The organism is Pararhizobium sp. O133, assembly GCF_051669845.1.
GTDB lineage: Bacteria > Pseudomonadota > Alphaproteobacteria > Rhizobiales > Rhizobiaceae > Pararhizobium.
Map to the genome: position 1 here is coordinate 833,050 of NZ_CP196426.1, position 11,747 is coordinate 844,796.

Annotated in this window: 9 protein-coding genes; 3 read left to right on the plus strand and 6 right to left on the minus strand. The window is 61.6% G+C overall.

The window, feature by feature from the left end; translation table 11 throughout:
• Positions 1-89 precede the first annotated feature (89 nt).
• The 3 genes from ACST81_RS03945 to ACST81_RS03955 all read left to right on the plus strand — a co-directional run bounded on the left by ACST81_RS03945 (position 90) and on the right by ACST81_RS03955 (position 4,170).
• Positions 90-521 (plus strand): Lrp/AsnC family transcriptional regulator, encoded by a 432-nt coding sequence (locus ACST81_RS03945; protein ID WP_062577605.1) that lies wholly within the window; start codon positions 90-92, stop codon positions 519-521.
• A 105-nt stretch (positions 522-626) separates the two neighbouring features.
• Complete coding sequence (locus ACST81_RS03950; protein WP_438751542.1) at positions 627-2,135, plus strand: ATPase domain-containing protein; 1,509 nt, start codon at positions 627-629, stop codon at positions 2,133-2,135.
• Between the two features lie 79 nt (positions 2,136-2,214).
• Entirely contained in the window at positions 2,215-4,170 is a 1,956-nt protein-coding gene (locus tag ACST81_RS03955; protein ID WP_438751543.1) for a PAS domain-containing protein, read from the plus strand.
• 17 nt (positions 4,171-4,187) lie between these two features.
• Here the strand turns inward: ACST81_RS03955 and ACST81_RS03960 are convergent, their stop codons facing one another.
• From ACST81_RS03960 to ACST81_RS03985, 6 genes are all read right to left on the minus strand, one after another.
• A complete protein-coding gene (locus ACST81_RS03960) occupies positions 4,188-4,883 on the minus strand; it encodes a pentapeptide repeat-containing protein (RefSeq protein WP_438751544.1) in 696 nt (231 codons plus the stop codon).
• Positions 4,884-5,084: 201 nt separating this feature from the next.
• A complete protein-coding gene (locus tag ACST81_RS03965) occupies positions 5,085-5,342 on the minus strand; it encodes a formate dehydrogenase subunit delta (RefSeq protein ID WP_438751545.1) in 258 nt (85 codons plus the stop codon).
• Positions 5,332-6,159 carry a formate dehydrogenase accessory sulfurtransferase FdhD gene (gene fdhD, locus ACST81_RS03970; RefSeq protein WP_438751546.1) on the minus strand — a complete coding sequence of 276 codons (828 nt, stop codon included), beginning with the start codon at positions 6,157-6,159 and terminating at the stop codon, positions 5,332-5,334. Before fdhD ends, ACST81_RS03965 begins: the two co-directional genes overlap by 11 nt.
• Before the next feature lie 397 nt (positions 6,160-6,556).
• On the minus strand, positions 6,557-9,436 hold the full coding sequence (fdhF, locus tag ACST81_RS03975; RefSeq protein WP_438751547.1) for a formate dehydrogenase subunit alpha: 2,880 nt from the start codon (positions 9,434-9,436) through the stop codon (positions 6,557-6,559).
• Positions 9,437-9,646: 210 nt separating this feature from the next.
• Entirely contained in the window at positions 9,647-11,203 is a 1,557-nt protein-coding gene (locus ACST81_RS03980; protein ID WP_438751549.1) for a formate dehydrogenase beta subunit, read from the minus strand.
• The gene (locus tag ACST81_RS03985; protein WP_438751550.1) at positions 11,200-11,679 is read right to left on the minus strand and encodes a formate dehydrogenase subunit gamma; all 480 of its coding nucleotides are present in this window, start codon (positions 11,677-11,679) and stop codon (positions 11,200-11,202) included. Before ACST81_RS03985 ends, ACST81_RS03980 begins: the two co-directional genes overlap by 4 nt.
• Positions 11,680-11,747 lie beyond the last annotated feature (68 nt).

The following is an 11,747-nucleotide window of genomic DNA, read 5'->3' on the forward strand; positions in this document are numbered from 1 at the left end:
ATTGTCCGCCGTTCCATGGTTGATATGAAGCGATGATCTGATAAAAATGCCGTAGATATATCGGCATTTCGCCGATGGAGTTCTTCAAAATGACGTTAGTGGACAAGGACAGGCAACTTCTGGCGATCCTGAGCGAGAATGCTCGCATGCCGACGGCGCTTCTGGCGCGCAAGCTCGGCCTGTCGCGCACGACGGTGCAGGCGAAGATCGAGCGGCTGGAGCGGGACGGGGTAATCGCCGGTTACGGCGTGCGGCTATCGGATGACTTCGAGAAGGGGCTGGTCAAGGCGCATGTGCTGATCACACTGGCCGCCAAGGCGCTGGGGCGGGTGACGCAGGAATTGCACGATATCGAGGATGTCCGAACGCTGCATTCCGTCAGCGGCAGCTTCGATCTCATCGCCATCGTCGCGGCCAGTTCGATCAGCGAGCTTGACCTGGTGATTGATCGCATCGGCGAAATCGACGGGGTGGAGAAGACTTTGTCCTCGATCATCCTGTCGACACGTATCAGCCGATGATCGACGAAAAGGGAAAGGAATCGCCAATCAATTTTTCGCCCATCCGGTGAAACCGTTGCCGTTTTTAGAGGCGGCCCTATATTTCGTTCGATGAAAGGAGAGCATATGGCAAGCAGGCATGAATCGAAAGCGATGACAGGCGTGGTGGGGCTGGATGATGTGCTTTCGGGAGGCCTTTCTCGTGGCCGCGTCTATCTGCTGGAGGGATCGCCCGGGACGGGCAAGACGACCATTGCCTTGCAGTTCCTGATCGAAGGCGCAAAGCTTGGCGAGCGGTGTCTCTACATTACCCTGTCCGAGACCGAGGGAGAACTTCGGGAAAGTGCCACCTCCCACGGCATGACACTGGGAGATGAGATCGAGATATTCGAGCTTGTTCCGCCGGAAAGTCTTCTCGATGCGGACCAGCAACAGAGCCTGCTTTACTCGTCCGATCTCGAACTCGGCGAAACCACGAAACTGATCTTCGAGGCATTTGAGCGGTTGAAGCCGAGCCGCCTCGTAATCGACAGTCTTTCGGAAATTCGGCTGCTGGCGCAAAGTTCGCTGCGGTACCGGCGCCAGCTTCTGGCGCTCAAGCATTTTTTTGCCAGGTCCGGTGCAACGGTAGTCCTGCTGGATGACATGACATCGGATAATCTCGATAAAACGGTTCACAGCGTGGTGCATGGTGTCGTGCATCTCGAGCAGCTGGCGCCTGATTACGGGTCCGAGCGCCGTCGCATGCGCATCGTCAAATATCGCGGTCAGGCATTTCGCGGCGGTTATCATGACTTTGTCATCAAGACCGGCGGCGTGGCGGTTTTCCCGCGCCTGCGTGCTCTGGAACACCGCACTGACTTTTCCCGCGATACGCTGAGTAGCGGCATCGAAGAGATCGATGCGTTGCTGGGTGGTGGTATCCAGCGCGGATCGAGTACGCTGCTGATCGGCCCGACCGGGACAGGCAAGAGCCTGTTTGCGCTGCAATTCGTCAGCGCTGCCGTGGAGCGCGGGGAAAAAGCGGCGATCTTCGTGTTCGATGAAGAACTCGGGCTGCTTTATGCCCGCATGAAACTCCTGGGAATTGATCTCGAAGACCTGCGTGATCGCGGTCTGATCCATATCGAGCAACTCGATGCCGCGGAGCTTTCGCCCGGAGAATTCGCTCATCGGGTGCGTGACCGCGTCGCATCGTTCGACGCCAAGACCGTGGTGATCGACAGCATCAACGGCTACCAGGCGGCCATGCCGGAGGAGAATTCGCTGATCCTCCACATGCACGAACTGCTGCAGTACCTGAACCGGCAGGGCACCAATACAATGCTGACGATTGCGCAACATGGCCTTGTCGGAGATATGAAATCACCGGTGGATGTCACTTATCTCGCCGATACGGTCATTCTGCTGCGCTATTTCGAAGCATTCGGCAAGGTGAGGCGGGCGATATCGATTATCAAGAAGCGCACCGGCAAGCACGAGGACACGATCCGCGAGTACACCATCGGTGAGGGCGGCTTGACGCTTGGACAGCCGTTGTCCGGTTTCCAAGGTGTCCTTCGCGGCGTGCCGAGCCTTATGAATCAGGGTCAGCCCCTGCTCGAACTCTCGGACGAGGACGGCAACAATTCCTGACAGAGATGCCATAGCGCTGATTCATGCGCCTGCGGGGAGAGATGCGCAGATTGCCGCCTCGTTGCTGGCTGCGGCCGGAATGCGTTCGAAGCTGGCCGATGATCTGGATACGTTCGTTGCCGACCTGGAAGAGAACATCGCTTTTGCCGTCGTCACCGAGGAAGCTTTGCGTTCGGCCGATCTGCGCTCCCTCTGTGGCTGGATTGCGGCCCAGCCGAGTTGGTCGGATCTGCCATTCGTGATCCTGACGCAGCGTGGGGGTGGACCGGAGCGGAATCCCGCGGCAGCCCGCCTGTCCGAGGTTCTCGGCAATGCCAGCTTTCTGGAACGACCCTTCCATGCCACGACCTTTGCCAGTGTCGCCAAGACCGCACTCCGCGACCGGCGACGTCAGTATGAGGCTTGTCTTCGCATGGAGGCCCTCGACGAAGGTGAGCGAAGACTTCAGACGGCGCTGGAGGCAGGGCGATTGGGCACCTGGGAGCTTGATCTGGCGACTTTTGCGCTGACGACCTCGGCGACCTGCCGGAGGGTTTTCGGCCGCGTAGCGGATGATCCCTTCACTTACGACGATCTGATCTTGCTCATTCACCCGGAAGATGTCGATCGGATGCAGGCTGCGGTGAAGAACACGATCGAGACCGGCGCCGACTATTCGATCGAATATCGCATCCTCCGGGAGGACGGATCGATCCATTGGGCCGAAATCCGCGCCCAGCTATACCGGGACCGCAAGAACCGTGCGGTCAAGCTGGTCGGGGTCTCCGCCGATATCACCGCCCGCATGCGCGCCGAGGAAAATCAAAGGCAGCTCAACGAAATTCTCGAGGTTCGTGTTGCCGAGCGCACGGCCGAGCTCGAAGCTGCACATGCGACCGTCATGGCGGAGGTGGCGCAGCGCGAACAGGCCGAGGAGCAGTTGCGCCAGGCACAAAAAATGGAAGCGATCGGCCAGCTGACCGGTGGTGTCGCCCATGATTTCAACAATCTGTTGATGGCGGTGCTGGGCAATCTCGAGCTGTTGCGCAAGCACCTTGACGGGAATGCAAAGTCTCTCCGGCTAATCGAAGGGGCATTGCAGGGAGCAAAGCGGGGGGCATCGCTGACGCAGCGTCTTCTGGCTTTTGCGCGGCGGCAGGATTTGCATGTGGGCTCCGTCGATATGGCCAAGCTGGTCCTGGACATGGAGGACCTTCTCAGGCGGTCAGTTGGCACTGAGATCATGGTCGAAACATCGATTCCATCGACACTTCCGCCCGTGGTTGCCGATTCGAACCAGATCGAGCTGGCGCTGCTCAATCTCGCCGTGAACGCCCGCGATGCAATGCCAAACGGTGGCGCGCTACGGATCGAACTGAAGGAAATGGTGCAGTCCGTTCCTGATGACGATCTGGCACGGGGGCGTTATGTGGTCCTGTCGGTTATCGACAAGGGACATGGGATGGACGCCGAAACCCTGCGGAAGGCGATCGAGCCATTCTTTTCGACGAAGGAACTGGGTAAGGGGACGGGGCTCGGCCTATCGATGATCCACGGGCTTGCGCTACAGCTCAAGGGCGCGCTGAAGCTGGCGAGCACCGTCGGAACCGGCACGACAGCGGCGCTTTGGGTGCCTGTCGCGACCGAGGATTTCGTGGTCGAGCAGCCGGCGGAAACCGAACCTGCCGACGGCCAGGATACCGGGCCGAAACGAATCCTGTTGGTCGATGACGACGTTCTGATTGCCATGAGCTCTGCGGACATGCTGATGGACCTCGGTCATGAGGTGGTGGAAGCGCATTCCGGCAGGGAGGCGCTGGATCTGCTGAACAATGGCCAAGTGTTCGACCTGATGATCACCGATTATTCCATGCCCGGCATGACCGGCGCCGATCTGGTGAAGGCTGCGCGTTCATTGAACCCGGATTTTCCCATCCTGCTCGCAACGGGATATGCGGACCTGCCACCGGGCGCCGATATCGAGGTGCCGCGTCTCGGCAAACCCTATTCACAGGAAAGCCTGGCTGCCGAGATCGTCAAGCTGACGCGTGGATAGGACTGGTCCGGTAAACGCTACCGAACCTTTAACCCAAGTTCGGCCAGCAACTGTCCTGCCTGGTCGCGTGAAATGGTGGCACCCTTGAACTGCTTGGCGTTCAAGAGACGGATGCCGCCGAGATCCGCGCCGCGCAGATCGGCGCCTTCGAACCGGCATTCGGCAAGGTTGGCGTCGCGCAGGCTGCAGTCTTGAAAGATGGCGTCGCGGAAATCGGATTTCCTTAAGTCCGCCAGCTGGAAATCGAGCCCGTTCAGCCGTGCCTTTCGGAAGGAAAGGCCGGGCAGACGGGCATCGGCCAAGCGTGTTTCGTCAATGGTCAGGTTAAGTGTCTTGGCTTCCGCAAGATTGGCGCCGGTCAGTTTGCAGCGCTCGATCTGCGCGCCGGTCAGCGTGGCGCCCCGGAAGCTCGAATTGTTGAAATCGCAGCCCTGGATCCGGCTCTCGGACAGATCGGCGCCGGTAAAGTCGGCAAGACCACCCTTACAGTTTGACCAGACCGTGTCACTCAGTTTTGCTCCGGTGAAATTGGCCTGCTTGACGTTGCATGCCTCGAACACCCAGCCCTCCAGCACCAGACGCGAGAGATCAACTTCCTCAAGGGTGCAATCGACAAGCTTGTGCGGCATTCCGCTTTTCGCCAGCGCCTCGACCGTCGCTCGATCCAGTGTGCGGTTTTCGATGGTATGCGCCGGGGTCATTTCAGATGCCATGTCGATATTCCTTGTTCGCCAGCGAGGAAACACGGCATGGGACCACGTACCCGCTGACCGCTTGCGATCAAACCGGACCCGTGGAAGCCCGAAGGCCATAAGCTGCTTTGCGCAGGGACCGGATTACCAACCGGCCCATCTTTTTCGGTATTGTTGTTTAACCCGGACGGTGCGTCGGTTCAATCGTATTGCCGGGACATGTCACTGTGCAGCGTCGGCGTCCTGCGGGCTCGGGGTGGGGCGTTTGATGCTGGCAGCGGCGGAGATGACGATGGGGTCGAAGCCGGCGTCGCCCTGTTCGATCAGTTCGAAGAAGGCCTTGCGCATGCGGGGCTCCCAGAACTTGTTGATATGGGTGGCGACACCTTCGACGCGCTCGGCTTCGGGCTGCGACTTGAAGAAGGTGGCGATCTGGTTTGCCATCCGCACGAGTTTGCCATTGGTGTTATCAAGCGACATCGGCGACGGCTCCGGATTGAATGCGGTTGGGGTGGGTGAAAATTTCGAAATCGGCGCCGCGCACCAGCGCGATCAGCGTCATGCCGGCCTCGTCCGCCGTGCGGATGGCAAGGGCGGTGGGCGCCGAGATGGCAATGATGAACGGGCTGCCGATGATGGCGGTCTTCTGCACCATCTCGACGGATACACGGCTCGTCACGATGACAGCGCCGGTCGTGCCCGGATGGCCGGCGCGGGCAGCGGCGCCCACCAGCTTGTCGAGGGCATTATGGCGGCCGACGTCCTCGCGTACGGCGATCAGGCCCTTGCCCGGCACATAGAAACCGGCGCCATGCACGGCTCGGGTCTCGAAATGCAGCGGTTGCTGGCCGTTCAGAAGCGCCACGGCTTCGACGATCTGCTGTTCGGTCAGGCGCAGCGGCGAGGCGGAAATGGACGGCGTCTTGCGCACGGCCTGCTCGATCGATTCGATGCCGCAGAGGCCGCAGCCCACCGGGCCGGCCATGTGGCGGCGGCGGGAGACCAGCGCGTCGTTTTGCTCATCCTTCAGCATGATCTGCAGGTCGATGCCTTTTTCGTCAGTGACGGCCTCGACCGTCTCGATCTGCGACGGGCTGGTGATGATGCCCTCGGTCAGGCTGAAGCCAACGGCGAAATCCTCCAGATCGCCGGGCGTCGCCATCATCACGGCATGGGTGGAGCCGCCATAGGAGAGGGCCACCGGCGTTTCCTCGGGGACCACGCGGGAGCCGGAGGTAAGCTTGCCGTTGCGATGGGCCGTTTCAGGGACGGTATGGGTGAGTTTGAACTCGGTCATGCGGCAAGCTCCCTCTTCTCCTCATCGGGGAGAAGGTGGCGCACTGCGCCGGATGAGGGGGGCGAAGCCACCTCATTCTTGCCACCAACTGAAACCGCTGTCCTCGGCGTACGCGAAACTGGCCTTCGGCCCCCCTCATCCGCCCTGCGGGCACCTTCTCCCCGTTGGGGAGAAGAGGAAGACAGGCGGATCGGCCGGGTTAAGCCCCTCCCCCTTGTGGGGAGGGGGTAAGGAGAGGACTTTATTGTCATCAAAAAAAAGAACCCCTCCCCTCCGCTTCGCTCCGACCCTCCCCACAAGGGGGAGGGTTAGCCCGCATCTGCCGCAAGCTCCCAACGAAAACGAAAAATCGTACCTGTCGGAACGAGAGTGCCGCCACAACCATCACTGACAAATCCTACTCCGCAGCCTCCAGCTTGCCGGCGATGCGGCGGGACTGGCGGGATTGTTCGTCGTAGTCCACCTGCCATTGCGACGGGCCGTTCGAGGGCGATATCTGGACGGCGGTCACCTTATATTCGGGGCAGTTGGTTGCCCAGTCGGAGAAGTCGGTGGTGATGACGTTCGCCTGCGTCGTCGGGTGATGGAAGGTGGTGTAGACGACACCGGGGGCGACGCGTTCGGTGATCAGCGCGCGCAGGGTGGTATCGCCGGCGCGGCTCTGCAGCTTTACCCAGTCGCCATCGCGCACGCCGCGCAATTCAGCATCGTGCGGATGGATTTCGAGCCGGTCTTCCTCGTGCCAGACGACATTATCCGTGCGCCGTGTCTGCGCGCCGACATTGTATTGCGAGAGGATACGGCCAGTGGTGAGCAGCAGCGGGAAGCGCGGGCCGGTCTTTTCGTCGGTCGCGACATATTCGGTGCGGATGAACTTGCCCTTGCCACGCACGAAGCCGTCGATATGCATGATCGGCGAGCCAAGCGGCGCTTTTTCGTTACAGGGCCACTGAACCGAGCCCATCTTTTCCAGATAGTCGTAGGACACCAGCGCAAAGCTGGGGGTTGTCGCGGCGATCTCGTCCATGATTTCGGAGGGATGGGTGTAGTTCCAGTTCAGGCCCATGGCGTTGGCGAGGTTCTGGGTCACTTCCCAGTCGGCATAGCCGTTGCGCGGCGTCATCACCCGGCGGACGCGGTTGATGCGGCGCTCGGCATTGGTGAAGGTACCGTCCTTTTCGAGGAAGGTCGAGCCTGGCAGGAAGACATGGGCATAGTTGGCGGTTTCGTTGAGGAACAGGTCCTGCACGACGACGCATTCCATCGCGGCGAGGCCCGCCGAAACGTGTTTGGTGTCCGGATCGGACTGCAGGATATCCTCGCCCTGGATGTAAATGCCTTTGAACGAACCGTCGACGGCGGCGTCCAGCATGTTGGGGATGCGCAGGCCCGGCTCGTTGGAAATGGTGACGCCCCAGAGCTTTTCGAAGATATCGCGGGTTGCGTCATCCGAGACGTGGCGATAGCCGGGAAGCTCGTGCGGGAACGAACCCATGTCGCAGGAGCCCTGCACGTTGTTCTGGCCGCGCAACGGGTTCACGCCGACGCCGGGACGGCCGATATTGCCGGTGGCCATGGCAAGGTTGGCGATGCCGATGACCGTCGTCGAGCCCTGGCTGTGTTCGGTGACGCCGAGACCGTAATAGATCGCGCCATTGCCGCCGGTGGCGAACAGGCGGGCGGCGCCCCGGATTTCCTCAGCCGGAACGCCGCAGAGCTTTTCAACGGCTTCGGGGCTGTGATGCGGTTCGGCGACGAAGGCGGCCCAATCCTCGAATTCCGACCAGTCGCAGCGTTCGCGGATGAACTTCTCGTCGAACAGGCCTTCGGTGACGATAACATGGGCGAGCGAGGTGACCAAGGCGACATTGGTGCCGGGAAGCAGCGGCAGGTGATGCGCCGCCTTGATATGCGGTGACGAGACCATGTCGATGCGGCGCGGATCGATCACGATCAGCTTGGCACCCTGGCGCAGGCGCTTCTTGAGGCGCGAGGCGAAGACGGGGTGGCCGTCGGTCGGGTTGGCGCCAATGATGATGACGACGTCGGTGTGTTCGACCGAATCGAAATTCTGCGTGCCGGCCGAGGTGCCGAAGGTGGCGCCGAGGCCGTAGCCGGTCGGTGAATGGCAGACGCGGGCGCAGGTATCGACATTGTTGTTGCCGAAGCCGGCGCGGATCAGCTTCTGGACCAGATAGGTTTCTTCATTGGTGCAGCGCGACGAGGTAATGCCGCCGACCGATTCGCGGCCGTACTGATACTGGATGCGGCGGAATTCGGCTGCGGTATGGGCCAGCGCCTCTTCCCAGCTGACTTCGCGCCAGGGATCCGAAACCTTCTCGCGGATCATCGGGTTGAGGATGCGTTCCTTGTGGGTGGAGTAGCCATAGGCAAAGCGGCCCTTGACGCAGGAATGGCCGCGATTGGCCTGGCCGTCCTTCCACGGCACCATGCGAACCAGTTCCTCGCCGCGCATTTCCGCCTTGAACGAACAGCCGACGCCGCAATAGGCGCAGGTCGTAACGGTGGAATGTTCCGGCTGGCCGATCTCGATCACAGACTTTTCGGTCAGCGTCGCGGTCGGGCAGGCCTGCACGCAGGCGCCGCACGAAACGCATTCCGATTCCAGGAAGTTCTCGTGCATGCCGGGCGAGACGCGGCTGCCGAAGCCACGGCCTTCGATGGTCAGCGCGAACGTGCCCTGTACCTCTTCGCAGGCGCGGACGCAGCGCGAACAGACGATGCACTTGGAAGGGTCGTAGGTGAAATAGGGGTTCGATTCGTCCTTCGGCATCCATTTGGCATTGATGTCGCCATTGTTGCGCGCCTTGACATGGTTGTCGCCCTCATAGCCATAGCGCACATCGCGCAGGCCGACGGCGCCAGCCATGTCCTGCAGTTCGCAGTCACCATTGGCGGCGCAGGTCAGACAGTCGAGCGGGTGGTCGGAGATATAAAGCTCCATCACCCCCTTGCGGATGTCCTTGAGACGTGAGGTCTGCGTGTGAACGCTGATGCCGGGCGCAACCGGCGTGGTGCAGGAGGCGGGCGTGCCGTTGCGTCCGTCTATTTCCACAAGACAGAGGCGGCAGGAGCCGAAGGCATCGACCATGTCGGTGGCGCAGAGTTTCGGCACCTGGATGCCGGCTTCCATCGAGGCGCGCATGATCGAAGTACCCTCCGGCACGGTGATCTCGCGACCATCGATAGTCAGCGTCACCATCTTTTCCGCGCGGGAGGCGGGGGTACCGAAGTCGATTTCAGGAACGAGGGGCATGGAGGGCCTCCTGTGTGGATGTCGTCAGATATGAGTTTGCGGAGTCTAAGACCCCTCCCCAACCCCTCCCCACAAGGGGGAGGGGCTTGACCAGCCGAATTCTCCGCAAAGGGGATGAAAGATTGATGCGGGAAATCGCCGCGGGTTCAGCCCTCCCCCTTGTGGGGAGGGCGGCGAGCAGAGCGAGCGGGAGGGGTCTTTTGCTGAAGATCATTCCGCCGCCTCCACCAAGGGTGCCGGCCTGAAATCGTCCGGGAAATGGTTCATGGCACTGGTCACCGGATAGGGGGTGAAGCCACCGAGGGCGCAGAGCGAGCCGAATTTCATCGTGTTGCAGAGGTCGGCGAGCAGTGCCTTGTTCTTTTCCGGCTCGATCCCTTGCGCAATCTTGTCGGCGGTCTCGACGCCACGCGTCGAGCCGATCCGGCACGGCGTGCACTTGCCGCAGCTTTCGATGGCGCAGAATTCCATCGCAAAACGTGCCTGCTTCAGCATGTCGGCGCTGTCGTCGAAGACGGTGATGCCGGCATGGCCGATCAGGCCGTCCCTGGCTGCGAAGGCCTCGTAGTCGAAGGGTGTGTCGAACAAAGCGCGCGGGAAATAGGCGCCGAGCGGGCCGCCGACCTGCACGGCCTTGACGGGGCGCCCGCTTGCCGTGCCGCCGCCGACCTCATCGACGATCTGGCCGAGCGTCAGGCCGAAGGCGGCTTCATAGAGGCCGCCATGCTTGACGTTGCCGGCGATCTGGATCGGGATGGTGCCGCGCGAACGGCCCATGCCGAAGTCTTTATAGTAGACTGCGCCCTTGTCCATGATCACCGGCACCGAGGCGAGCGAGATGACGTTGTTGATCACCGTCGGACGGTTGAAAAGACCCTTGTGGGCCGGCAGCGGCGGCTTGGCGCGGACGATGCCGCGCTTGCCTTCGAGCGAGTTGAGCAGCGCCGTTTCCTCGCCGCAGACATAGGCGCCGGCGCCGGTGCGGATTTCGATATCGAAGGTACGGCCGGAGCCGAGCACCGAGGGGCCGAGGACGCCGGTCGCGCGAGCGATCTCGACGGCTTTCGTCATCGTCGTTATGGCATGCGGATATTCCGAGCGGATATAGACGAAGCCCTTGGTCGCAAGTGTCGCCAGTCCCGCGATCGCCATGCCCTCGATGACGACGAAGGGATCGCCTTCCATGATCATCCGGTCGGCAAAGGTACCACTGTCGCCCTCGTCGGCGTTGCAGACGATATATTTTCGCTCATCGACAGTATCGAGCACCGTCTTCCATTTGATGCCGGTCGGGAAGCCGGCGCCGCCGCGACCGCGCAGGCCGCTTTCGGTGACCTGGGCGACGACATCGGCGGGCGCCATCGTCAGGGCCTTTTCCAGGCCCTTCAGCCCGTCATGGGCGCGATAGTCGGCAAGGGACAGCGGATCGACGATGCCGCAGCGGGCAAAGGTCAGCCGCGTCTGGCTTTTCAGGAAGGGCAGGTCCTCGGTCTTTCCAAGACAGAGCGGGTGGCTGCCGCCGGTGGCAAGGCCTGCGTCGAGCAGGGAGGCGACATCGGAGGCCTTGACCGGACCATAGGCGACACGGCCGTCCGGTGTCTCGACCTCGACCATCGGCTCCAGCCAGTGCAGGCCGCGCGAACCGTTGCGGACGATCGTCGCATCGATGCCGCGGGTTTCGATTTCACGCGACAGGGCCCGGGCGACACGATCGGCGCCGAGCGCCAGGGCCGCCGCATCCTTGGGGACGAAAATCCGCACGCTCATGCCCGCACCTCCGCGATGAGGTCCTTCACCGCATCCGCATCAAGCCGCCCATGCACCTCGCCGTTCAACATCGCGGCGGGTGCGGTGGAACAGAGCCCCAGACAGTAGACCGGTTCGAGCGTCACGGCCCCATCCAGTGTTGTTTGGTGGAAGTCGATGCCGAGCAGGGCTTTGACCCGTTCCGCCAGAGCATCGCCGCCCATCGACTGACAGGCTTCGGCACGACAGAGCTTCAGCACATGACGGCCGGTCGGGTGATCGCGGTAATCGTGATAGAAGGTGACGACGCCGTGGACCTCGGCGCGCGACAGGTTGAGTTCGCGGGCAATGATCGGCAGGGCTTCCTGCGGCACATAACCGAACTCGGCCTGAATCTCGTGCAGGATCGGCAGAAGCGGGCCTTCGAGCGCCTTCATCTCGCTGACGATCGAGAGCGTCCGCTCGCCGATATCCCGGCTTGATATATGCAGGTTCAACGTTCAGACCTCCCGAACTGAAATGAACAATATAGCGTCATGCTCGCCGTCCGAGGTCATCCGCCACT

Excerpts from the sequence above, each read along its gene's own strand:
- ACST81_RS03945 (WP_062577605.1), top strand. The coding sequence starts at position 90 with ATGACGTTAGTGGACAAGGACAGGCAACTTCTGGCGATCCTGAGCGAG.
- ACST81_RS03950 (WP_438751542.1), top strand. The coding sequence starts at position 627 with ATGGCAAGCAGGCATGAATCGAAAGCGATGACAGGCGTGGTGGGGCTG.
- ACST81_RS03955 (WP_438751543.1), top strand. The coding sequence starts at position 2,215 with ATGCGTTCGAAGCTGGCCGATGATCTGGATACGTTCGTTGCCGACCTG.
- ACST81_RS03960 (WP_438751544.1), bottom strand. The coding sequence starts at position 4,883 with ATGGCATCTGAAATGACCCCGGCGCATACCATCGAAAACCGCACACTG.
- ACST81_RS03965 (WP_438751545.1), bottom strand. The coding sequence starts at position 5,342 with ATGTCGCTTGATAACACCAATGGCAAACTCGTGCGGATGGCAAACCAG.
- fdhD (WP_438751546.1), bottom strand. The coding sequence starts at position 6,159 with ATGACCGAGTTCAAACTCACCCATACCGTCCCTGAAACGGCCCATCGC.
- fdhF (WP_438751547.1), bottom strand. The coding sequence starts at position 9,436 with ATGCCCCTCGTTCCTGAAATCGACTTCGGTACCCCCGCCTCCCGCGCG.
- ACST81_RS03980 (WP_438751549.1), bottom strand. The coding sequence starts at position 11,203 with ATGAGCGTGCGGATTTTCGTCCCCAAGGATGCGGCGGCCCTGGCGCTC.